Annotated in this window: 20 protein-coding genes and 1 pseudogene; 15 read left to right on the top strand and 6 right to left on the bottom strand. The window is 44.7% G+C overall.

Going from position 1 to position 24628, the window contains the following annotated elements; genetic code table 11:
- Positions 1-10: 10 nt before the first annotated feature.
- The 6 genes from OEZ43_11490 to OEZ43_11465 all read right to left on the bottom strand — a co-directional run bounded on the left by OEZ43_11490 (position 11) and on the right by OEZ43_11465 (position 4257).
- Positions 11-676 carry a hypothetical protein gene (locus OEZ43_11490; protein ID MDH5546210.1) on the bottom strand — a complete coding sequence of 222 codons (666 nt, stop codon included), beginning with the start codon at positions 674-676 and terminating at the stop codon, positions 11-13.
- Positions 677-1388: 712 nt separating this feature from the next.
- A complete protein-coding gene (locus OEZ43_11485; GenBank protein ID MDH5546209.1) occupies positions 1389-2069 on the bottom strand; it encodes a hypothetical protein in 681 nt (226 codons plus the stop codon).
- Between the two features lie 178 nt (positions 2070-2247).
- Positions 2248-2841, bottom strand: a complete 594-nt coding sequence (locus tag OEZ43_11480; protein MDH5546208.1) for a hypothetical protein — start codon at positions 2839-2841, stop codon at positions 2248-2250.
- Entirely contained in the window at positions 2832-3185 is a 354-nt protein-coding gene (locus OEZ43_11475) for a hypothetical protein (protein ID MDH5546207.1), read from the bottom strand. Before OEZ43_11475 ends, OEZ43_11480 begins: the two co-directional genes overlap by 10 nt.
- 74 nt (positions 3186-3259) lie before the next feature.
- Positions 3260-3592 (bottom strand): hypothetical protein, encoded by a 333-nt coding sequence (locus OEZ43_11470; GenBank protein MDH5546206.1) that lies wholly within the window; start codon positions 3590-3592, stop codon positions 3260-3262.
- Between the two features lie 14 nt (positions 3593-3606).
- On the bottom strand, positions 3607-4257 hold the full coding sequence (locus tag OEZ43_11465; GenBank protein MDH5546205.1) for a hypothetical protein: 651 nt from the start codon (positions 4255-4257) through the stop codon (positions 3607-3609).
- A gap of 271 nt (positions 4258-4528) precedes the next feature.
- Here OEZ43_11465 and OEZ43_11460 point away from each other — a divergent pair, with 271 nt between their 5' ends.
- From OEZ43_11460 to OEZ43_11390, 15 genes and pseudogenes are all read left to right on the top strand, one after another.
- The gene (locus OEZ43_11460) at positions 4529-5437 is read left to right on the top strand and encodes a 5'-nucleotidase (GenBank protein MDH5546204.1); all 909 of its coding nucleotides are present in this window, start codon (positions 4529-4531) and stop codon (positions 5435-5437) included.
- Positions 5438-5532: 95 nt separating this feature from the next.
- Positions 5533-6600 (top strand): XRE family transcriptional regulator, encoded by a 1068-nt coding sequence (locus OEZ43_11455; protein ID MDH5546203.1) that lies wholly within the window; start codon positions 5533-5535, stop codon positions 6598-6600.
- Positions 6601-7078: 478 nt separating this feature from the next.
- On the top strand, positions 7079-9877 hold the full coding sequence (locus OEZ43_11450; protein MDH5546202.1) for a DEAD/DEAH box helicase family protein: 2799 nt from the start codon (positions 7079-7081) through the stop codon (positions 9875-9877).
- Positions 9874-11289 carry a restriction endonuclease subunit S gene (locus tag OEZ43_11445; GenBank protein MDH5546201.1) on the top strand — a complete coding sequence of 472 codons (1416 nt, stop codon included), beginning with the start codon at positions 9874-9876 and terminating at the stop codon, positions 11287-11289. The genes OEZ43_11450 and OEZ43_11445 overlap by 4 nt, the downstream gene beginning before the upstream one ends.
- Before the next feature lie 44 nt (positions 11290-11333).
- Positions 11334-12806 carry a metallophosphoesterase gene (locus OEZ43_11440; protein ID MDH5546200.1) on the top strand — a complete coding sequence of 491 codons (1473 nt, stop codon included), beginning with the start codon at positions 11334-11336 and terminating at the stop codon, positions 12804-12806.
- The gene (locus OEZ43_11435; GenBank protein ID MDH5546199.1) at positions 12803-15154 is read left to right on the top strand and encodes an ATP-binding protein; all 2352 of its coding nucleotides are present in this window, start codon (positions 12803-12805) and stop codon (positions 15152-15154) included. The genes OEZ43_11440 and OEZ43_11435 overlap by 4 nt, the downstream gene beginning before the upstream one ends.
- 22 nt (positions 15155-15176) lie before the next feature.
- On the top strand, positions 15177-15374 hold the full coding sequence (locus OEZ43_11430; GenBank protein ID MDH5546198.1) for a type I restriction-modification system subunit M N-terminal domain-containing protein: 198 nt from the start codon (positions 15177-15179) through the stop codon (positions 15372-15374).
- On the top strand, positions 15371-18445 hold the full coding sequence (locus OEZ43_11425; protein ID MDH5546197.1) for a DEAD/DEAH box helicase family protein: 3075 nt from the start codon (positions 15371-15373) through the stop codon (positions 18443-18445). The genes OEZ43_11430 and OEZ43_11425 overlap by 4 nt, the downstream gene beginning before the upstream one ends.
- Before the next feature lie 23 nt (positions 18446-18468).
- Positions 18469-19974 (top strand): type I restriction-modification system subunit M, encoded by a 1506-nt coding sequence (locus tag OEZ43_11420; protein ID MDH5546196.1) that lies wholly within the window; start codon positions 18469-18471, stop codon positions 19972-19974.
- Positions 19975-19983: 9 nt separating this feature from the next.
- Complete coding sequence (locus tag OEZ43_11415) at positions 19984-21177, top strand: hypothetical protein (GenBank protein MDH5546195.1); 1194 nt, start codon at positions 19984-19986, stop codon at positions 21175-21177.
- 503 nt (positions 21178-21680) lie between these two features.
- Positions 21681-22689 (top strand): annotated as a pseudogene (locus OEZ43_11410) (virulence RhuM family protein).
- 257 nt (positions 22690-22946) lie between these two features.
- Positions 22947-23414: an ArsR family transcriptional regulator gene (locus OEZ43_11405; GenBank protein ID MDH5546194.1), complete on the top strand. Its 468-nt coding sequence runs from the start codon at positions 22947-22949 to the stop codon at positions 23412-23414.
- On the top strand, positions 23411-23737 hold the full coding sequence (locus OEZ43_11400) for a hypothetical protein (protein MDH5546193.1): 327 nt from the start codon (positions 23411-23413) through the stop codon (positions 23735-23737). The genes OEZ43_11405 and OEZ43_11400 overlap by 4 nt, the downstream gene beginning before the upstream one ends.
- Before the next feature lie 181 nt (positions 23738-23918).
- Complete coding sequence (locus tag OEZ43_11395; protein ID MDH5546192.1) at positions 23919-24155, top strand: AbrB/MazE/SpoVT family DNA-binding domain-containing protein; 237 nt, start codon at positions 23919-23921, stop codon at positions 24153-24155.
- Positions 24152-24586 (top strand): type II toxin-antitoxin system VapC family toxin, encoded by a 435-nt coding sequence (locus OEZ43_11390; GenBank protein ID MDH5546191.1) that lies wholly within the window; start codon positions 24152-24154, stop codon positions 24584-24586. The genes OEZ43_11395 and OEZ43_11390 overlap by 4 nt, the downstream gene beginning before the upstream one ends.
- Positions 24587-24628 lie beyond the last annotated feature (42 nt).

Genomic DNA, 24628 nt, shown 5'->3' with positions numbered 1-24628 from the left:
AGATAAGGCCTTATGGTTTTATTTTTATTGTTGCAAGTGTTTTGAGCAAACGTTCTCTATCAACTCCCTGGGTACGTATCACTAAATAGTGGAACGGCTTGTCTCGATGAGTCACCATCGCGTAGGTGTCGTGATCAATGCCCGAAACATTGGCGAGATAAATCTCCAGGTTGTTCTTCTCGAACCAGACCAAATGTTGAGCATCCTTGAATATGGACGAACTCTTTTGAAAAAAAGCCAGCCTGAAAATTGTTTGTTGACATTTGTCGTCAGGTTCCTTTTCTTTCGCGGTCTGAAGAAAAAGAAAACGTGCCAGAGTTGGTGCTGGCGACTCGTTCGCTGAGCAAAGACCCGTGTTATCCAGGCGCACCAGACGCTCCTCGGATGCCATGAGCTTGCCACCCTTGAGTCTGATCACATAGTTTGGCGACTCTCCCCACCCCACGGCGACATCGGTTACGGCATCAGGCGGAAAGAATGAAAAGTGTCCACCACCAACAGCGACTTCCAGATTGTTTCCCGCTCCGGGAAACGGCTGCTTGACCGCTGTTTGCTCACAAACCGTCATATTGGCGCAGGACTGCATGGCTGTGGGCAATGAGTCCGTTTCGGCGAAACCCGGCGGGCTGAGGAATAAGGTGAAGGCTACGGCAATTGGAAGAGCTATTATTTTCATTTTAACTAGCAATTTAAGTGTTTTCGTGAGGAAACCGTAACATGGCAAACATGTTGATGTAAAGGCGAGAATTCAAACTATGCAGAACGAACTAGCTACTGAATTCTCAGTACATTTTTATATAATTTGCCCCCAAATCCCAGTTTCCATAAACCCAATATCCCGACCCCGCAATCTCAAGGTGATGAGACGGTCGGGCAAGGTCAGGATAATTGCTATAGGGCTTACTACCTTCGAACTAGCGAACCCCTGATAACTTCAAAAACTTTACACAACTAAGTGTTCGATCTATTCTTTTCAGCCCAATCGCCATCTTTATAGCGCGGCCTGTTGCTTTCCGCAGTTTAGTCGGGAGTCTAACCCGGGAGTAATCGGGGGGGAGACATTAGCTGGACGACATGATTGAGTGTGCGGAACAGAAGTTGAATTCTTGCGAATCGGCGTAGAGTTCGAACTTTTTGAAAATAATTCGAAGAATGGAAAGTTTAATGGCTGACATATTAGGTAACATTCAGCGAACTATCTCCAGGTGAAGGCTACGGCAATTTGCAATACCAGTCTGCAATGACTACACGTGTCCGGTAAATCATTTAAATCTCCCTGATTTTCGCATAGACGATATCTACTCTTGTATAACAGGAAACAGTTTGTTTTTAGTAATCGGCGTGTCTTACAATTTTCCCGTTCTAAACCTGATTCAGGCAGATTTATTCTAGTGTCCTGTTGTGGACAGGTATACTTCTGCTATCAACGCCGCTAGCATGATCAGCTTTATAAAGCTGATTTGGCCGCGTTCCTTCTGCGGCGCATTTCCGCCCAGAAAAAAAATGGTGAGAATAGTCACCGGGGCGGCGATGCAAAATGTCGTCGTCAAAGCGAAGACTCCATTCCACTCAGAATAGTCGAAGGTATATAGGAACACGAGATAGGGAAAATGAGAAATGAGAAGAACCCAGGCAAGCGTCAAAGATGAACTCCCATCCTGAGTCGCTGTTAATTCCGTTTCGCTATTATCAGGTACAAGGGCAGTCTCGTCATCGCCGAGTGTCAGCGGATTCTTCGCTTTATTGTAGACTTGTGCGCCAATGAGCGAAAAAAATACAGGAAGGTAAAATGGCATGAAGATAGGCAAAATAAATAGTATCGACCAATATGACAAAGCAAGCCAGCCTAGTTTTGCCTTTTTCATTCTAAAGTGCAGCGTGGTTATTAACGCACCACATAGAATCCAAGACAGGAAAAAGGCGCTATCCAGGATTGAATCGATGTAGTCTGGGTAATCAAAAAAGCTTATTGGTATGCAGATAAGTATGGCTACTGAGGTATTGAAGATTGCCCTTACCAACATTTGGTTAAAATTTTGCGCTTTGTCGTTTTGTTGTTCGCTATTCATTGAGAAATTTCCTCTTATTGTTTTTCTGATCCACGAAAAAAATATTTTATCTGGTCTGCGAATGTTCCGCGTTGTTGATTTCTGATATCACCGTCTCCATAAACCCAATTTCCGGGCCCGACAGTATCAAGGTGATGAGACGGTTGGTCACTGAAATTGGGAACAGATACAACTTTCTTCACCGAATCCGCAACGTCCCCAAAATCCTCCCAAACAACTCCTCCGTCACCGCACCACCTACAAACAACACATTTGCTTCCTTATCATTCACCACATACACACTCTGCGAACTTGGATTATTCGATTTCATCCAGAACGCACTCAGATTATCTTTATGGCTCCACACATATTCACTGGCCACATCCACCGCCATGGTCTTGCGCATGATGTCGCCGGGGGATTTTTCGTCATAGGTTTTGCCGAGGACGAGAAAAAACTCGCGAGTGTTTTTGATATGCAGCTTTGAAAAATAGCCGAGTTGTTCAAAATCCGCGGTTAACTTTTCCGGTGTCAATTCCATCAAGGCGATACCGCGTTGGCTGGCATCACGCGTTAATTGAATATCCACTACCGTGCTCGAAAGCGTTTGCGTCGAAACCGACTTTACATCACTGCTGGGTAACTGAAACTGATAACGATTGAGTTCCACCTGCAAGCAATCAATACACGTGGATTTGTTTGGCCACGGTATCTCACGCAATGCATCGGCGGCACAGCTAATTGATGAGAAGGTGAGGCAGAGGATAAATGAAATACTTTTAACTACGCCCATGCTGGAGTTCCCATTGAAATATTGAGCAACGAAGCACGTTGCAAATGATGCCCCCAAACATAAATCACGCCACGGGCACAAGTAAACGACATCTTATCATTCAGGCTCCTGATGAAAGACTTGCCGATATTGGTAACCAACCAGCCGATACTCGGCCTACCACCTGGGGGCGGAGGAATCCACTTGAAAGCATCCGAACACTTGCGGGTTTCCTGCAACATCGACCCAAACACACTGGCAACACTCTCATTGATTTCAAGATTGGCGGGTGGATTCACGCCCGCAAAACGATAAAACGCTTCTATCATCTGCCTAAGCTCTTCTTTTTGAATGGCATCGGCCATACAAATCTCCTTTATTGATTTTGTTTTATTGGTTCGGTTCGCAGAGAAAGTTGTATCTATCCCAAATTTCAAGACTAACACTGATACATAGTCTCAATCACCACGGATTTATAGTAGTAGCCCGCGGTAAAGGTAAGACACATACGAAACTTGAAACTCAGTTCCTTACCCAACTGTTTGAGTATACGCATCAGCCAACCACGGCCACGAATGGCGATTCCTAACAGTTGCGTAATGAGTCGGGAAAGATTCTTATTACACTTCTCTGCTTCTTCCAGCACTTTTTCCATTGCATCAATCGTTCGGCGGTTGGGAACGCCGCAACCATGATTTTTAGGATTGTCCTTGAATGTCGCTTCGAAGATGTATTCGAAGGCAGCAATCTCTTCTTGCTGTAATGCGCCCATGGCTTCCTCTTATTTTAATTTTGAAAAGCAAAACCCTTCATCTCCGCGTCACTGAAACCTGTGCCTTCTATCTGTACGTAAGCATGGGAAGTGTGTTTGTTGGCTATAAACACAAACCGTCTGCCATCCTCCCACTGACCGAAGGCCACTTCCGCGTCACCACGGTGAGAGAAATACACCGGCGTGTTCTCGGCAATGTGTAATGACTTGGCGTGTAACAGGCTGCGCCACATATTGCGTGCATGAAGATTGCTCGGCTCTTTGTCCTGGCGAGTCTTAGTGAACAATATGCGAACCGCATCGGCAAAGCGCAGATCACCTAAATCCGCTTCTGTCAGATCGACGTCTTGTATGGAGTTCAAGCGAACAGACAACCAACGACGCGGCTTATCACTATAGTGAAAAAAAGTCAGATCCCCCGATAGACGTACCTCAGCCCCCGTAGGGATGACGAAGGAAAATCTTCCGATGCGTACAGTTTGTCCGTCAGGGTTTGCGTGCGCATTTTCCCAGGGAATGGTTTGCGCGACGCGGTCGCAACTGGGGCTATCGCACGGCGGAATATCTTCGACATTGGCAGCAAACACTAACGAACAAGACAAAGCGCAAAGCACAAGACCGCTGAGAAATAGACGCACATGAATCGGCATTCTGGTGATTGGCATTTGATTATTGTTGTTCGGACCAAAGGAACGGCTATGTTAGCGATGTTGGCCGTGTATGGCCAGCGTAAATAGCGCCCCGAAGGTAATACTTATGTAATAGCAAGCCTCTGATTTCGCTAAAAACTTTACACATCCACCCGTTCGACCTATGCTTCTTTCGGCCGCCGAGAAATACATTGGCAAAATCAGGACAATTTGCCATGCAAGCGACACACCCTGTCGCTCTCCCAGGTTAGGTTGGTGTCTGAGTTAGCATTGAAAGGGAGTATGTTTGCCAGTCGATCTCAGTCAGTACCTCGTTATTGGAATATCCTCGCGGGCCTTGTTTGACCTGAGTGCGGAGAATCGCATTTATGACGAGCAGGGGCTCCGGGCCTATGAAGACCATCAACTCGCCCACGAAAACGACATCCTCAAACCCGGCCCCGGTTTTCCGCTGGTAAAGGCCTTTCTCAAACTCAATCAAACCCTGCCCGGCGAGCGCACCACCGAGGTGGTGATCATGTCGCGCAATTCGGCCGAGACCAGTCTGCGCATATTCAACTCCATCGAACACTACGGCCTCGATATTCAACGCGCCGCGCTCACCGGCGGTGAAACCCTCGCGCCATATCTGCACGCCTACAAAATCGATTTGTTTTTGTCGCTGTATGAAGATGATGTGCAAGCAGCAGTCAACGCCAACATCGCCGCCGCCTTGTTATACGAAACACCGGCGCATCCCGAGCAGACAGAAATTGATCAAATCCGCATTGCCTTCGATGGCGACGCGGTGTTGTTCTCCGACGAGTCCGAACGCATCTATAAAGAACAAGGCCTGGACGCCTTCGTCAAACACGAACGCGACAACAAACAAAAACCCCTACCCGAAGGCCCGTTCGCAAAATTACTCAAATCCCTCGCCTATATACAAAACCAACACCCAAGCAAACCCAAACCGATACGCACCGCACTCGTCACCGCCCGCGCCAGCCCCGCACACGAACGCGTCATCCGCACCCTGCGCGCCTGGGACGTCGACCTCGACGAAACGTTTTTCCTCGGCGGCATGCCCAAAGGCGAAGTCCTCAAGGCATTTCGCCCACACATATTTTTCGACGACCAACTCGTCCACTGCGAAAGCGCGAACGCGCACGGGGTGGCGGTGGGGAGGGTGCCGTATATAAAATCAACAGCTTAGCAATGCCGGTAATTGACCTCGATGGATTAGAATGCTAAAGTTTACAAAAATTCATTCGAAATAATAATTATGTAAACTGCTGCGAGGAAGCAAGAATGATCGGAGAACGGATACAACAAGCGCGGAAAGCTGCCGGTCTGTCATTGCGGGATTTGGCTGAGTTGGCCGAGATTACAGCAATGGCGATCTCCAAATATGAACGGAACGAGTCCACGCCTTCGTCGAAAGTTTTGCTCGCCTTGTCAAAAGCACTAAATGTTCGCACCGAATACTTCTTTCGCCAGGTCAGTGTCGAGCTAGAGAACGTTGAACATCGTGAACATGAAAAACTGCCTGCTAAAGAAGAGGCAAAGGTATATGCCGACGTAAAAGAGCAACTTGAACGTTGGATAGAACTGGAGGAATTTATTCCGAGTCCCTGGTCTGTTCCTTTTGTCCTTCCGGAAGACTTGCCACGTCAAATAGAATCATTTGATGAAATCGAAGACGTCGCGGATAAAATACGCACCGAATGGCAACTCGGCCTAAACCCGATTCCTGTGCTGATAGATACCCTCGAAGCAAAAGGTATTAAAGTCTTTATTACTCAATATGACGGACACAAACATTTCAATGGACTGTCTGCTACCGTCAACGGAAGTCCTGTTGTAGTAGTAGGAAAGCATTGGCCGGGAGACCGTCAGCGTTTTACCTTGGCGCATGAGCTAGGCCACTTGGTGCTCAATGGGCGCCTCAATAAAGACTTGGACGAAGAACTCGCTTGTCATCGTTTCGCAGGTGCATTCCTGGCACCACAAAGCAAAGTAAAAGCGAATCTCGGTAACAAACGAACCTGGATAGAGCCGCGCGAACTCATGATACTCAAACACGAGTATGGCTTAAGCATGGGCGGATGGCTTTATCGTGCACGCGATCTCGGTATATTGCCGAACCAGCATTTCGGAAAACTATGGGGATACTTCAATAAACATGGCTGGAAAGAACAAGAGCCCGACCCACAGTTTCCTCAAGAAACGGCTCGTATGTTTGAACAACTTGTTTACCATGCCTTAGCTGAAGACCTTGTTGGCGAATCAAAAGCTGCGGAATTACTAGGAATGTCAGTATCGGCACTCCATGCCTGTCGGAACATGGAGTGTTCGCAAGATGTTGTTAATCAGTGATGCGAACATCTTTATTGACATGATTGAAGGCGGGTTGATTGAGGAGATGTTCCGCCTTCCCGAAGAATTTAGAGCAGGAACTACACTGAATCACCTAGCACACAACAGTCTGCCGAAACCTGTTTGCGCATTTTAAATTTCATTCAACGCTAAGGCTTCGAAGCAAGTCTTCTCAATCGATAGTACAAATGTACTAGCAAGCCTCTGAAATCCCTTAATAACTTTACATTCCCAACCCATCGGGCGTACTCTTGGACCTCGCCCGAAAACATTAGAAAAAGGAATGCTAATGATGATGTTTGTAGTGGCTGTACCCAAGTGGGTGTGTTCACACCCGATAAGCGCCGACGTCTGGCGTGTGTTCAAGCGTTTTGTTGATCAAATCGTGAGCAGAACTGTCGTTTTTGACAGTAGCCACCCACGACTACGGTCTTTACAATCCCAAACCTCAAACACAAACACGCGGTGAAGCAAATACGTGAGTCCTGATTACACCAAACTCGAAGCCGAAACGCGTCAGGAAATCGATCAAAAATTGATCGCTGCGGGTTGGGTGGTGCAGGATAAAAATCGTCTCAATCTCTTCGAGAATATTGGTGTCGCTGTGCGCGAAATGGATACCGATACTGGTCCTGCTGATTACATGTTGTTTATCGATGGCAAGGCCTGCGGCATCATCGAAGCCAAACGCGAGGGCAGTGATTTAGGCGGTGTGGCCGAGCAATCCGGACGCTACGCAACGTCCAATACCAAACACATCGAGCGTTGGGCGCCAGAGAACAAACCACTTCCATTTCTCTATGAAGCCACCAACCACGAAGTTCGTTTTCGCGACGAGCGCGATCCGCTCCCACGCTCACGCAATGTGTTTCATTTTCATAAACCCGAAACCTGTAAAGAATGGTTAGAAGAGGGCACGACGCTCAGAAGTCGTTTACTAAAAGACCTCCCCGAACTCAACACCGACAACCTGCGCGCGTGCCAAATCGACGCCATCACCGGCATCGAACACAGCCTCAAAGCCGGCAAACCCCGCGCCCTGTTACAAATGGCCACCGGCTCCGGTAAAACCTACACCGCCGTCACCGAAGTCTATCGCCTGGCCAAGTTCGCCAAGGTCAAACGCGTCTTGTTCCTGGTCGACCGTGGCAACCTCGCCACCAATGCCAAGGATGAATTTGAACAATTCGTCATCCCCCACGATGGCCGCAAATTCACCCAACACTACAACGTCAACATCCTCGGCCGCGCCGGCATCCCCGACGCCACCAAGGTCACCATCTCCACCATCCAGCGCCTGTATTCCCAACTTACGCATCAAGAGCTGGATGACGAGGCCGACGAACACTCCGGCTTTGAAATAGAAGGCAGTACCATTAACAAAGAGCCCCGGCCCGTCAGCTACAACCCCGACATCCCCATCGAAGAGTTCGATGTCATCATCATCGACGAATGCCACCGCTCCATCTACAACCTCTGGCGCCAGGTGCTCGAATACTTCGATGCCTTCCTCATTGGCCTCACCGCCACACCCACCAAAAAGACCATCGGCTTTTTTGGGCAAAACCTCGTCTCCGAATACACCCACGAAGACGCCGTGGTCGACAAGGTCAATGTGGGCTACGACATCTACCGCATCAAAACCGAGCTCACCGAACAGGGCAACAAAATCGAAGCCGGCACCGCCGTCGAAATCCGCGACCGCCTCACCAAACAAAAACGCCTCGAAGTGCTCGACCAGGAAGAAGAATGGCTCGCCCAACAACTCGACCGCAGCGTTCTGGCCCCCAACCAGATTCGCACCGTCATCCAGGCCTATAAAGACCGCTGCCTCAAAGAATGCTTCCCCGAGCGCAAATGGCAACAAGACAAAATGGAATGGGTCCCCAAAACCCTCATCTTCGCCAAAGACGACGACCACTGCGACCGCATCGTCGATGCCGTGCGCGAAGTCTTCGATGAAGGCAACGCCTTCTGCAAAAAGATCACCTACAAAGTCGGCAAAAAAACCGCAGAAGAATCCATCAAGGCCTTCCGCACCGATCCGCAATACCGCATCGCCGTTACCGTCGACATGATCGCCACCGGCACCGACATCCGGCCCCTGGAATGCGTCATGTTCATGCGTGATGTCAAAAGCCAGGCCTACTACGAACAAATGAAAGGCCGTGGCACCCGCATCATCAGCCGAGACGAACTACACAAAGTCACCCCCGATGCCCCCGGTAAAAGCCGCTTTGTGCTGGTCGATTGCGTCGGCGTCACCGAAACCGACAAAACCGAAACCAAATCACTGGAAACCAAACCCAGCGTCTCCACCGCCAAACTCATGGAACAAGTCGCCAGAGGCGACCGCCATTCCGAAACCCTGCGTGCCCTCGGCAACCGCATGATCCGGCTCGATCTCAAACTCAACGACCAACAACGCAAACGCGTCAACAGCTTAATTAAAGAAACCCTTGGCACCGACAAACCCCTGGCCCTCATCGCCGGTGAACTCATTCATGCCACCAACGAAGAGCCCTTAATCGAAGCGGCAAAAATACACGCCAAGACCGATGAACCAAACGAGAAACAAATCCAGGAAGCGTTTAAACCCAAGGCCGATATTCTAATCAAACCCTTCCACAATCCAGACCTGCGCGAACTCATCGAAGAACTGCGCAAAGACACAGACCAACTCATCGACGACAGCGCCGATGAGCTGATCGCCGCCGGTTACGACGAAGAAAAAGCCGAAGTCCTCATCCAAAACTGGCAACAATTTATTCAAGACCACAAAGACGAACTCGACGCCATCCAGCTCATCTACCAGCAGCCCTATCAAAAGCGCCACCTGAGTTATGAGCAAATAGAAAAACTGGCAGAAGAAATCCAGCAACCGCCGTATAATCTCGCGCCCATCGAAGTGTGGAAGGCCTACGAGCAGTTGGAAAAAAACAAAGTCAAAGGCGTACCACCGAAAGAGCTGTTAACCAACATCGTCAGCCTCATTCGTTTTTCCACCGGCCTAAGCGACGTGCTCGAACCTTTCACAGAGCTGGTTAACAACCGCTTTAATAATTGGCTAAAACAACAAAACAAAGCATTCCAGCCAGACCAACTCGCCTGGCTCAATAAAATAAAAGACCAAATCGCCCAAAATGCCGAAATGACGGTAGACGACTTTAACTACATTCCCTTTAACCAGGAGGGTGGGTTGTTGAAGGCGAGGGAGTTGTTTGGGAAAGATCTAGATAAGTTAATACAAGAATTGAACGGATACCTCATTGCATGAGTGCAGTATTAGAGAAAATGAATGAATTGCCTGAAGGGTGGGCTATATCGCCACTTTCGGATTGTGCTGAGATTTTAGATTCGAAGCGTATTCCAATTAATAGTAAAGAAAGATCTGCTCGAATTGATGGTAAATCTCAAGACGAGCTGTATCCGTATTATGGTGCAACAGGTCAAGTAGGCGTCATTGATGGTTTCATATTCGAAGGCGAGTATCTATTAATTGGTGAAGACGGTGCGCCGTTCTTCGATAAATCAAAGAATGTTGCTTACATTGCGAAGGGGAAATTCTGGGTCAACAACCATGCGCATATATTAGATGCGATAGAAGGAGTTACTTCGAATAAATATCTTCTGCATTATCTCAATAAATTTAATTACAAAGACTATGTGGGTGGTACAACTAGGCTCAAATTGAATCAGGCGGACCTAAAACAGATCCCAGTGCCTCTAGCACCACCCGAACAACAAAAACGCATCGTCGCCAAAATCGAAGAACTCTTCTCCCATATCGACGCCGGCATCGAAGCCCTAAAAAAAGCCAAACAACTCCTCAAACAATACCGCCAATCCGTCCTCAAAGCCGCCGTCACCGGCGAACTCACCAAAGAATGGCGCGAAGCAAACAAGGCAAAGCTCGAACCCGCTTCCCAACTACTCGAACGTATCCTCAAAGAACGCCGCCAAAAATGGGAAGAACAACAACTCGAGCAATTCAAAGCTAAAGGCAAAATGCCCAAGGATGATAAGTGGAAGGGGAAGTATATAGAACCTGTCCTTCCAGAAGACCTTGAGTTACCAAGTGAATGGATAACGGCTTCATTAGACCAGTTGACTGAATATATAACATCGGGTTCAAGAGGATGGGCAAAGTATTACGCAGATTCTGGTGCAACGTTTATACGAGCTCAGAATTTGAAATATGATGTATTAGATTTAGATAGTATTGCGTATGTAAGTTTGCCCGATAAAGCGGAAGGCATGAGAACAAGAGTTAAGTATGGAGATCTTCTGATAACCATCACTGGTGCAAATGTGACAAAGACAGGCTGTGTAAATATTGAATTAGATGAAGCCTACGTGAGCCAGCATGTTGCGTTATGTAGGCCGACGATAACGAAATGTGTGAGATATCTCTATACATATCTAATAAGTAAAGATGGTGCAAGAAAAAAACTAGAAGAGGCGGCTTATGGTGCTGGAAAGCCAGGATTAAACTTAGACAACTTAAAGACTTTACGAATAGCTTTTCCAAGCATTGAGGAACAAGAAGAAATTGTCCGGTTGGTAGAGCAACGATTGGTAGCAATCCAGCGCTTGGACGATGATTTGGGTGTTCAGCTTAGAAAAGCAGAAAAAAACAAACAATCAGTTTTAGCTTCAGTATTCAAGGGATCATTAAATGGAATATAGTGAAGTGTCCAGTATGAATGTCAGCCGGCTTTGGACGAATTCTTATGTATAGGATTCTCCATATTTCTGATTTGCATCGCTCACCAGATGAGCCTATTGATAACGCTTCTTTAGTAGCTTCATTGGATCAAGATTTTTGTAACCATAGGAAAGAGGATCCTGAAATCGGACCAATCGATGCGATTATTGTGAGCGGCGATATCGTACAGGGTGTAAGAATAGGAGAAACGGACGCTGAAAAAAAGTTAATGCAGCAATACCAATCTGCGAATGATTTTTTAAGTGAATTAGTAGATAGATATTTGGGGGGCAATAAAAAGAATATTGTAATAGTGCCAGGTAATCATGATGTTGACTGGAATAAAGCATTCTCCGCAATGAGTGAGGTTTCAGATCCGCCGCCAAATGGACGCACAGATTTGAGGCAATATTTCAATAATCCTGAGAGTGATTATAGATTTTCATTTGCGGATAGAAAGCTCTATCACATTACTGATAAAAAATTATATGACAGTAGGTTTGAGAACTATGAAAAGTTCTATTGTGATTTTTATAGCGGAGTGGATCTGGCGTATGAGCTAACAAAAGACAGGTATTGGAATCTATTTGAATTAGATAATGGAAATATTGCTGTAGCTGGATTTAATTCGTGCTACAGAAATGACTGTTATCGTTATGTTGGCTCTATACCTGAAGGAGCGATAGGTCAAGCGTACTTAGGAATTAAAGACTCAGGAAAACCTTATTTGTTGAAAATTGCCGTTTGGCATCATAGTACTAGCGGTCCTCCTGAGCAGAGTGACTATATGGATAATAATAGAATTCATGAAATGATATATCGTGGCTTTCGATTAGGGGTTCATGGTCATCAGCATAGAACCGAAGTATCACCACAAACTATCAGCGTACCCTCAGAGGCGACAATGGCTTTAGTTAGCGCCGGCTCTCTGTGTGTGGGATCGCGAGAATTGCCGACCGGAGAAAGAAGGCAATATAACATTATTGAAATATCCGATGATTATGACTTCGCTAAAGTTCATGTTAGAGAAATGATGAGTGGGCACGTATTCGGGCCAAGATATCTATCAGAATATGGGGGGAAAACATACGCAGAGGTCCGATGGTCTTCTGAAACATCTCCAGCAGGCACTCCGATTGATAAGAAAGCACATATGGTAAGTTCGAAGATTATTGATGCAGAGCGATTGTTGAGCGAAGGCGATGAGGGAGAAGCTATAAAATTACTCAATACAATAGAAGAACTGCCAATATATGGAAGAAAATTGCTTTTGAAAGCCTTCGAAAATTCACGGGATTGGACAGGGTTAAACAGACAGTTTGTGAAACCACAGAGTATTCAAGAATTAGTATCATTAGTTAGCGCATATTGTGAATTAAAAAAATTTACAGATGCTTTAGATGCAATCAGTAATTACGGTGATGAGCTTGGGATAGATGAAACATTAAAGGGTGAAATGCTAAGGGATGTTCAAGCAAAACGGGATATACATTCATGACAGACAACATAGATAAAATACCATTAGCGGTCGACATCGATAGAATAATTGAGGTGTTGGCAGCACAAATCTATCAGTCACCTTTGGCGTTACTTAGAGAGAATACGCAAAATGCATTTGATGCAATATTGCTTAGAAAAGCTGATGATCCAACTTTTTCTCCACGCATCGATGTAGCGATAAAGCAGAACCAGGTTGTTATTACTGATAATGGAATTGGAATGACAATTGAAGATGTCAAACAGCATTTTTGGCGTGCTGGATCTAGCTCTAAAAATAATGAACACGCAAAGGCAGCCGGTGTAGTAGGTACCTTTGGTATTGGCGCAATGGCAAACTTTGGTGTAGCAAAAAAACTAATAGTGGAAACAGAGAAGTTATTGGGAAGCGAACGGATTATATCGAGTGCTGAACGCGAGTCATTGTCTGCGACAGAAAATTGTATTGATGTAAAGAAAGAGGCTGCGCAAGGCACATCAGGTACCACTGTTACTGCCATATTGTACGAAAACAAGCCAATCGATCTAAATAGTGCCACGAATTATATAAAAGAGTGTGTAACACATGTGCAGATACCTGTTTACGTAAATGGGGAACTTATCAGCCAGCAAGGATTTGAGCAAAGCGTACCACCTATAAATGTAGCATGGAAAATAGAACAATCAGATATGGAGATTAGCCAGAGAACTAGGTCGGATGTGTTGTTGGCTGGGGATAATACTGGCGAAGTTCGTATTGAACTAACTAACGTCAAATATAATTCACAGGCGCTACCGGGCAAGATGATTCTTCGTCAAGGCATTGGAGCTGTTAAAACATACCGCTCAGGGTTCAGTTTGGCGCCCACATCATTAAGTTCAGTATATCGGCTAGGTGGTATTGCTGATTTTTTGTTTTTGCGGCCAACAGCAGGTCGTGAGGCATTAGAAACAGAAAGTTTACAGATATTACAAAACATATTTACTGATGTAGAAAGCTTTGTGTCTCATCATCTATCAAAGCAGCCGCAAGCCGACATGAGCAATGCATTTATGCAATGGGTAGTAAATCACGGAAAGTATGATTTATGTGGGAAAATTACCATCAGAAATGAGCCGGGTTCGAGAAATATCAGCTTGGAAGAGATCAGAGATTCTATTAGTCCAACATTGTTTAATTATTATGAAGGCCAAGATGCCTCAATAATAGAACAGTATGCGAGCGAGGATAAAAAATTACTTGTGGCTGCAACAAGTAACCCAAGGAAAAGATGTCAAAGCAACTATATAAATGCATATTGTACAAATATTCAACGAATAGACGATTCACCAAAAGTAATTAGCCTAAAGAAACAGTCGGATTATTCATTGGCGGAATCCGGTCTTGTGTTTAGGCTTACCTCGATACTTGAGGCGGATTATTTTGTTAAAGCACGAATAGAATTAGCTTCCCTTTCTCACCAACTGCCAGTGTACATAGAGTTAGCAGGAAATGTGCCAACGATTTATATAAATCCTAATGGTTCATCGGCTTCTATTTTGCTCGAAGTATATCAGAATGAATTTGAAGTATTTGCCGGCATGGTTAAGGATTTTGTTAGATCGATAATATTTCCGAAAATAGCAAACTTTGTCCCTAGTGCCACACGCGAAGGGGCAGAAGCCTTTCTGAAAAGAATGAGAAGCAAACGCGAAGTGTATGAATATGAAAAGACTGACTTAGGTAGTTTAAGTGAAATATGGGATTTAGTACTTGCAGGCCAAATATCGGTTGATGAAGGCGCAAGAAGATCTCAGGTCGTCGCTAGACGAAATGTACAAGTGGTTGACAGTGGGTCAGCAAAGTCTGCTCAAGAAGTAGTGCCAGACATTGTTAGTGAGGCAGAGAAACAATTAATAGGAACCGGTGCAGAGCCGGGTGTCCCAATGCCCGCAATATCAAGGACAGATATTGAGACAGATGCGAAACTACTTACTATTGAAAATAGTGAACAAGCTTTAAATGGTTTCCAGTGTTTCTTAGCCATAACTGATCGTATTAGAGAACAAAACGGTGAATTTTTCCTTCAACCTCATACTACATCAGTTATATGGGGTGGGCAGAGGATTTTGTTGATATTTCAACATCATTCTGGTCGATTTGGCTTGTATTACGATATTCAGTTGCCTGAGATTATTACAGAGGCATCTGGTGGTGAAGTTTATCCTACGACGACCATTGCACTTAAAAATAGGATATTTATTCCCATACCGATGCCAATTCAAAAACATCTTATACCAACTGGCAGTGACAAAAAACGGCTAGAGGTTAGGTGTGAGATTATCCATATTGATAACACAGTAACAGCCACTGAAAGAGTGGCCGATTAAACAATATAAAGACTATTAAAAAATGAGCGCACCAGAAATAGACAATAAAGTCTGGAACTCCGCCCACGTCTTACGTAATTATGGTGTGGGTCACGGGGACTATGTTGAACAAATAACATATCTTATCTTCCTCAAAATGGCCGATGAGCGAGAAAAAGCCGGACAGTATATGCAGATACCAAATAAATTAGCCTGGGGTGATGGCGTACAAATTATATGAAGTCGTTTGCTCATATCTCGCGTAGTAATGCAGCAAAACTTTGGACGCACCAAAAGGATGCTGTTAAGTTTTCTGTTGATCATCTAAATTCAAACTCTGATACTTGCTTGGTCCGCATGCCGACGGGTACTGGAAAAACAGGTGTTATAGCCTCGTTGACAGCGTTGTCGTGTTCAGGTTCTTCTCTCGTCATAACCCCTTGGGCATATTTAAGAAATCAGTTGATTGCGGATATTAAAGAGAGATTTTGGGATAAGTGCGGAATACAGAATCCAACAAGAAGAGTGCGAGAATTAAAGCCTTCTGTAGCAGAAGCGACGTTACAATCAAACCCTAATGCAATCTTTGTTACCACATTCGCTACTTTAAGCACCCTAAGAAAAGAATATTCTGAGGCTTATGAACTTTTAGCGAAGACTATTTCTTTCGTAATTGTAGATGAGTGCCACTACGAGCCTGCTGTTGGCTGGGGTCGCTCAGTGAAAGAATTAAATACAAAAACAATACTTCTAACAGCTACTCCGTATCGAAATGACTTGAAGTTATTTCGAATAACAGATCCAAAATCACAATGCTTTCATTTTACTCACGAAGATGCTGTTTCTAATAATATTATTAGGGATGTTAAATTTGAGAAGTTGAGCTGTGTAAATACGGATAGGCTACAAACTCAAACAGAAATCTTCTTAGGGAGATGGATATCGCTATTAAAAAGCAAAAGTCTTCCTAGTTCAAATCCGAGAGCAATTATTTGTTGCAAAGATGTTTCAGATATTGAGGATGTGGTGACAACCCTGCGAAGTAATAAGAACTCGATAAATGCAATAGGCATCCATGATAGATTTCAAGGCAGGAAAGAAGAATATCTATATAGCAGCGTGCCAGATCCGCAAGAGGAAGACGCAGCCATTTGGGTTCATCAAAACAAATTAACAGAAGGTTTCGATGATAATCGTTTTTGTGTAACTGCATTATTCACTTCATTTTCTAATGATAGAAAATTAATCCAACAGATTGGCAGAATACTTCGAAAAAGTGGGGATGACTCGAAAGATGCTTGTTCGCTTATCCTTTCACCAAAAGAAATAAGCCCTCAAGTAGAGTGGGAATCTTATCGAAATTTTGAGAGAGATCAAGAATTAAGAAGTGCTCAGCATTACAAAGAAGCTGTAGAGAAGCTTCTCTCATTGCAGCCTGAAATAGAATATTTTAGTGGGAGATTCCTAAAGAAATTTGATCCTTCAACTTTAGATAGTGATGCACAAGTTATTGTTCCACCAACAGCAATAGTTCGTAAGAAAGTTAAATCATTCGATCTCTCTGATTACATTGAAAATTGCACCGACACTTTGAATCTTGAAGATGCGACTATTTTAGGGCCGAATCTCAATGAACCATGTCAGAAACGTAAAGATTCTGCTTTGTGGGTTTATGCCAGCATTGCTAATTCAAGCAGAGCATACCGTAGATCACTTTACGAAATTAGGCTTGAGACACATTGTGTGGTCGTTACAAAAAACTATGTGTTTATTGCAGATTCAGCCGGTAATCTACCGATGGAATATATTGATGAACACACATTGCCAGTAGGTGCTGGCACTTTGTCAAAGTATTTTGATGAGAGCTTTACACCCACAAACGCTAGCACTCAAAATACTATCCCTTTTGATTCCTCAGTGAGAGGAGTGGATATACGAGGGTCAAATCTATCCTTGATTTCTCCATCGATAACAGATCGAATCCATATCTGTAGAACTACTAGAGGCTATTCAAATAAAGAGCGTCGTTATTTGAATATCGGAAATGGACGAGTAAGAAAAGAAGCTGACACAGTAACCTTGCGTGATCATGACTATAAAAGTTTTATTTCTTGGGCAAAGTCAACTGCAAAGGCACTGGACTCTTCAACGGCTCCTTCCGCTTTCCTATCAAGGTATATGCCGGCCTGCGACCCCCCTGATAAGATTGACCCAGGATCAATATCATTTGATATGTTTAGATCAGATGTCGTTTTCTATATAGGCGGAGGAGATGAACAATATTTATGCCAAAAAGCTTCTGTTGAAGTTTCACCTAAAAATGGTGGCTCAGACACCTTTCTCTTCAAGCTTAGTTTTTTGCCAGTCGAATCAGTAGAAGATAAGAAAACAGATATTGATTTTCATTTAAAATATAAACCAGAGAAACGTAAATTCTGGATTACTAAAGAAGACTCTTCATCCAGCATAACAATTAGTGACTCGACAGGTATAAAGCCTACTGCATTTTCAGATTATTTTAATCGAAACCAGGATGTGATTACCGTCTGCATGAAAGATGGTTCTAGCATTTATTCGGGTAGAAATTTTTACCAGATTGATTACTCTTACTTTGAGAAATATTTGCTTCAATTAATAGAAATACCTAATGACGCACCAGCTTGTAAGAATGAGAAAGGTACTGAAGAAGAAATCAAGAAGCTAAAAGCTAATAATACTAAACAGTTTCCAAAAGGGAGTTTATTTTCAGTAATATCCCAAAATAAAATAGGCTTACCGTTTGCACCATCAACTATCATCTGCGATGACCTTGGAAGTGAAGCGGCAGACTTTGTGTGTGTCGATTTTAAAAGTAAGTCATTAGCCTTTGTTCATGCAAAAGCAAATAAAGGTAATTCAAAAATATCTGCATCAGCGTTGCATGACATAGTTTCACAAGCATCTAAAAACATTGTTTATATGTCGCCGAATATAGAGTCCCCAAAGGGAGTAGAAAGTTGGGCTAGAGGAAAAAAATGGAATTCAACTCAAATTCCTCGGCTTTTTAAGCATCCTGCTGGCCAGCCGACAGCCTCTGCGTTATGGAAAAAAATTAAGAGAGATATAATTGATCAACCTGAACGTAATCTATATGTAGTGCTAGCTACTGCTGGATGTGTCAATAAAGCGGAATTAACTAAAGCTATCAAAGACGATTCAAAAAGAACTGCTGAAACGTCGCAGTTGGTTCATTTGCTTGATGGGTTGAATAGCCAAGCCAGGCAAATTGGTGTCTCGCTATTAGTCAAGGAAATCCCTTTTGATAAAAAGTAAAAACTTAATTTTATGGTAAAAGAATGAGCGCATCAGAAATAGTAAACAAAGTCTGGAACTATGCCCACGTTTTACGTGACGATGGTGTGGGTTATGGGGATTATGTCGAACAGATTACCTATTTAATCTTCCTAAAAATGGCCGATGAGCGTGAAACCGCTGGTCAGCAAGTACAGGTGCCGACTAAATTCAACTGGGGCCATTTGGTGAAGCTCGATGGTGATGATTTAGAACTGCAATACCGCCATACCCTGGAAAACCTGGGTAAACAAGGCGGCATGTTAGGCACGATCTTCCGCAAGGCGCAAAACAAAATCCAGGACCCCGCCAAGCTGGAACGCCTGATAAAGATGATCGACAAGGAGCAGTGGTCCACCTTGCCGGCGGATGTGAAGGGCGACATCTATGAAGGCTTGTTGGAACGCAATGCGCAGGATGTGAAAGGCGGTGCCGGGCAATACTTTACCCCGCGCCCGTTAATCCAGGCGATGGTGGAGGTGATGCAACCCAAACCCACCGACACCGTGGCCGATCCCGCCTGTGGTACCGGCGGCTTTTTATTGGCCGCCCACGATTACATGGCGGCACAAGCCACCTCCAAAAAAGAACAACGTCATCTCAAAGAACACGCCTTACGCGGTAACGATATTGTCGATAGCGTGGTGCGTTTATGTGCCATGAACTTATACCTGCACGGTATCGGAGGCGATGAATGCCCGATTAGCGCCAATGATGCCCTGGCCAAAGAAGTGGGGGATGACCGAGTCGATATGGTCCTGGCCAATCCGCCCTTTGGTAAAAAGAGCTCCATTACCGTCATCAACGAAAAGACCGGTAAAAAAGAACAGGAAAAGCTGGTCTATGAGCGCGAAGACTTTTGGGCCACCACCTCCAACAAACAGCTCAACTTCGTGCAACACATCGCCAACATGCTCAAGATCGACGGCAAAGCCGCCGTGGTGGTGCCGGATAACGTCCTCTTCGAAGGCGGCGCCGGCGAAACCGTGCGCAAAAACCTGCTCGAACGCACCGATCTCCACACCTTACTGCGCCTGCCCACCGGCATCTTCTACGCCCAGGGCGTCAAGGCCAACGTCATCTTCTTCGACGCTAAACCCGCCTCCAAAACCGCCTGGACCAAAAAACTCTGGGTCTACGACTACCGCACCAATGTGCACATGACCCTGAAAACAAAACGCCTGGTGAAGAGTGATTTTGATGAGTTTATCGAGTGCTATAAAGCCGAAGACCGAAGCAAGCGCAAAGCGACATGGAGTGACAAACCGGATTCCGGCCAAAAGAATGCCGGAATGACAGGTAGGTGGCGTTCATTTACCTATGATGAGTTAGTTGCGCGGGATAAGACCAATCTGGATATCTTTTGGTTAAAAGACGAATCACTCGAAGACACCGAAAATCTTCCACCACCGCATGTGTTGGCGCAGGAGATAGTGGAGCAGTTAGAGGCGGCGTTGGAGGAGTTTAGAAGTGTGGAGGAGGTGTTGGCAGGGAATGGAGAATTGAACTAGGAACGTATTATGTCGCTACTGAGTCTGTGGAAAACAAATAAGGAAGATATCGAGTCAAAGCAGATACAGCAACTCGTTGGGCTCGCAGGGGATGGGAATCTAAAAGACAACTCCGTGTGTTCTAAGGAACTTAGAGAATACTTAGAGGCAATGGATAGGCAGTTTATTGGACAATATATTCAACAGTGTTTAGAAAAGTCGTTTAATAACAGTGGAGTCGTGCTACAAGATCTCGTCAATATTCTCGGTAAAAGACTTGATTTCGATGTCGAGTATGGGTTGTACCAAGGACGAAGTAACCAAGTCGGATTTGATGGTTTGTGGAAAGCTGAAGAAGGATTTAGTCTTGTCGTAGAGGTTAAGACGACGGACGCGTATAGAATAACCTTGGACACATTGGCCAGATATCGGCGCCAATTATGTGAGCAAGGTAAAATCGACGGCGAGTCTTCCATTCTCATTGTCGTAGGACGAAATGATACCGGCGAATTAGAGGCACAAGTTCGCGGATCTCGTCATGCTTGGGATATTAGAATAATTAGCGTGGAGTCACTTTTAGCTCTTTTGAAAGTAAAAATGTTGTCCGAAAACGATACGAGCAAAAAGGTAAGACAGCTTTTGCGGCCATTTGAATATACACGTTTGGATGCCCTAGTCGATGTTATATACACGACTGCGCAAGATGTAGAAGAATCAGCGGAAGTAGAGACAAACGAGCGTGCAACGCAAGAAAAGAGTGCAAATACTAGCAAGTCAACATGGGAATTTACTGATGCAAAAGAACTTGATGCAAAACGTGACAATATTATAAGGCGATTTGGGGAGATAAAGGGTAAGGCTCTCATAAAGAAAACGAGGGCGACATACTGGAGCGCGGACAGAGAACTACGCGTTGTTTGTACGATCTCAAAACCATACGAAAGAGAAAATCAACGGTATTGGTTTGTGTTTCATACCCGTTGGGAGGAATTCCTAGGACCAAGTTCGGACTCGTTTCTCGTGCTGGGCGGAATGGATTTAGACAAAGCTTTTGCTATACCGATGAAAGTATTTATGGAAAATATTGGGCACTTAAATACTACGGAAAGGCCAGAGGGGAAGATGTATTGGCATGTTACATTAGCAAAAGTGGAATCAGGCGAATACAAACTTACTCTGCCTAGAATCAGCAAGTACCTAGATATTAGTGAGTATGTGTTTTAGGCTTGGGCCAAAAAATTATGCGAATTAACACGAAAATATTCGCAATTAAAACGGAATACCTAAAAGAATTTACGGGATAATGGTTAAAAAAGACGGCCCCTACTACGCCAATATTCCAAGCACTCTTGCCAACCGATGGAAGGGAACGTGCGAGGCACGTATTAGGATTTACCCGTCTGAAGAGAATATCGTCTCTATGTGGAGAAAAATCAAGTAAAAGTTTTTATTGTATTTATTGGATTAGCATTATTCGCATAAACAAGTGGGACGAGGGGGCGAAAGAACCCATCCGCGTTTGACCATTTTCGTGCCGTCACGAAAATGGTTTTTTCACTGCTCGACATATGTAGCGCGTTATGAATGACGAGCAATTCTTGCGTATGTGGGTGATCAGTTCAAAAAAACATACTGCGGACCGTAGTGGGGTTCAAGGCCTTGTAAGCTGTGCATATATACAGTAATATTGCCCTTCACTTTCATTCACTCAAATCAAGGTCAATTCCGTGGATGTCGAGCCTCAATCACAAATCGTCTTTTATACCGGTCCCGACGGTGCGGTTCGTCTGGCCGTCTATTTCCTGGAAGAGAATCTTTGGTTAACGCAGAAGCAGATGGCCGAATTGTTTGGCGTTGAGGTCCAGACGATAAATTATCATTTAAAAGAAATATTTAAGATCAATGAGTTGAATGAGGATTCAGTTATTCGAATTTTTCGAATAACTGCTGCCGACGGCAAATCCTACAACACCAATGTCTATCATCTGGACGCGATTGTATCGGTCGGGTACCGGGTTAATTCCTACCAGGCCACGCAGTTTCGTATCTGGGCAACTCAAACATTGCGCGAGTTCATCATGAAAGGCTTTGTATTGGATGATGAGCGATTGAAGCAGGGGAAGAGCTGGGGCAAGGATTACTTCGATGAGTTGCTGGAGCGTATTCGGGAGATTCGCGCCTCAGAGAGACGGTTTTACCAGAAGATTACGGATATCTATGCGCAGTGTTCCGCCGACTATAATCGTGATGCAGAGCTTACCAAGCAGTTTTTTTGCTCAAGTGCAGAATAAACTCCATTGGGCGGTCACAGGGCATACGGCGGCGGGATTGATTCACGAACGCGTCGATGTCGGAAAACCAAATATGGGGCTGAGTTCATGGAAGCAGGCGCCAAGCGGGAAGATTTTAAAATCAGATGTCACAGTGGTTAAGAACTATCTTTCAGAAGATGAGCTCAAGGAACTAAATCGGATTGTATCCATGTATCTCGATTTTGCTGAAGGTCGGGCGCTACGGAAGCGTTTGATGAACATGCAAGATTGGGTGAGTAAACTCGACAGCTTTCTCGCCTTCAACGAATACGAGCTTCTCAATGACGCGGGTAAAGTGACATCCAGTATAGCTAAAGCCTTGGCCGAAACCGAGTTTGAAAAATTTCGTGTCATTCAGGATGAAGAATACATAAGCGATTTTGACCGTCTGGTGACGACGATGAAGGATGTAGAGAAAGAGTAGCTTGGTTTTGACAGTGCGCGTTATTCGCTGTGCATACATTCTGGTACGACATGTTTTGGACAATATGAGTGGTGCGACCTGAAAGACATCGTGCGGATCTTGGATAAGCGGGTGAGGCTTAGCGCAACTTAGACTAGCAATCCAGGTTGATTGGGTAACTGTTAAGTAACTGTTTATACAGCACATATTCGGCAGCTTGAAAAATGTAGCAAAAAAGGCTGCAAATGTAGTCGATATGGCTACGATAGGTGTCTGGAATGAAATCATCACTGTCGGAATTGCTGTTCAAGGATTACCGCCGACACGTACTTGGTTTGCTGCTATTAAATCCAGAAAATAGCTATCACGTGCGGGAAATCGCCCGTTTGACCGGGACCAGTGCTGGTACGCTGCACAAGGAACTAACTAAACTGGCAGAGACGGGTTTGTTGCTGAAAGAGTTGCTTGGTAATCAGGTGGTCTATCAGGCGAATACGTACTGTCCGATTTTTCTGGAGCTGGTGAGTATCATGAAGAAACTGTCGATCGGCGGCGATTCGCAGCGCGAGCTTGAGCAACCGCAAATGGATGCCTTGGTCAATCAATATCGGAGTCAGATTTTAGCGCTGTCTGGTTTTCTGGTGGATGTGAGCGACTTGGTGCATCTGAAGGTGGACGTGGTTACCGAAAATTCCCTGCATCCAAAAATTCGCAAGAAGGTTCTGCGTGAGGCCAGAAGTTTATGAGCGCAAAGGACAATGCCATTTATCTTGAGCATATGTTGGATTGCAATCAAAGCATTGAGCAATATGTTGAGAGAAAACAGCAGTTTTATGCATCGCAGTTGGTACAAGATGTCGTGATACGCAATTTGCAAGTGATGGCGGAATCCAGTCAGCGCTTGGCCGCGTTTGACCATTTTCGTGGCGTCACGAAAATGCTTGTCCCAGCGTATGGGCTCTTCCATGAAAGTGGACGTAGTTTCAAGACGAACATGGCGGATTTGGCCTGCATTACCTTCAACCAATTCTTCCATTCCGAGTGTTTCATTAAATCTGACTATTCTTGAAAGCTGTATAAAGTACCAGTATTATATTGGTCAACTTCAAGTCGCATGAACAACTGCTGTCCAATTGTCTGAATTTAACGATAAGAATTAAAAGGAAAAAGTTGATATGTTCTTTACTATTGCCAAATGGTAAAGACTGGCCTATTCTTTACTATGCTAAATAGGTAAAGAGGTGGCGAAGATGGCACGTGTGAGCGCCAAGCGGCAAATTACTATTCCGATCGACTTGTGTTTGCAAGCAGATATCCATCCTGGTGACGAAGTGGACGCGTATATTTTTAACGGACAGATAACCATAGTAAAGAAACAAAAAGGCGCAGCCAAAGGCATGCTGAGACATGTGAAAGCGGATCGTCGGATGAGCGATGAGCAATCATTGCAAAGTGCAATCGAAGAAAAAAGCAAGGACAAGAAGTGATTTGTATCGATACCAATGTGTTACTCCGTTATCTGTTACAGGATGACGACAAGCAGGCGAAAAAAGCCAATGCCTTGATCGAGGGGAAAAGGAAAGTACTGATAACGGACATTGTTCTTGTAGAAACACTGTGGACGCTGAAGGGGCGAAAGTATTGCCTGGATCGTAAATCCATTTTGCTCGTGGTCGAACAGCTATTCAAAGAGCCAAATATTGTATTTGAAGACAGTAATGCCGTCTGGCAAACCTTGCAAACGCTAACAAATACGGAACTAACAAGCGCAAATAAAAAGAACCGTGAGATGGATTTCTCCGACGTGTTGATCGTCGAAAAAGCGAAACGCGTTTGTGTAAGAAAGGGAGATGAATATTACGCCACATATTCATTTGACCAGGCTTTGCAGCAGCTTGATGGGGTGATGAGCCCGTAGTCAATTGCTGCTATTCACTATTCACAAATCACGAACATGGTT

The sequence above is a fragment of the Gammaproteobacteria bacterium genome (assembly GCA_029881255.1).
Lineage (GTDB): Bacteria > Pseudomonadota > Gammaproteobacteria > S012-40 > S012-40 > JAOUMY01.
The sequence above is the reverse complement of the archived record's forward strand: the minus strand, read 5'-3'. Positions and strand labels throughout refer to the sequence as shown.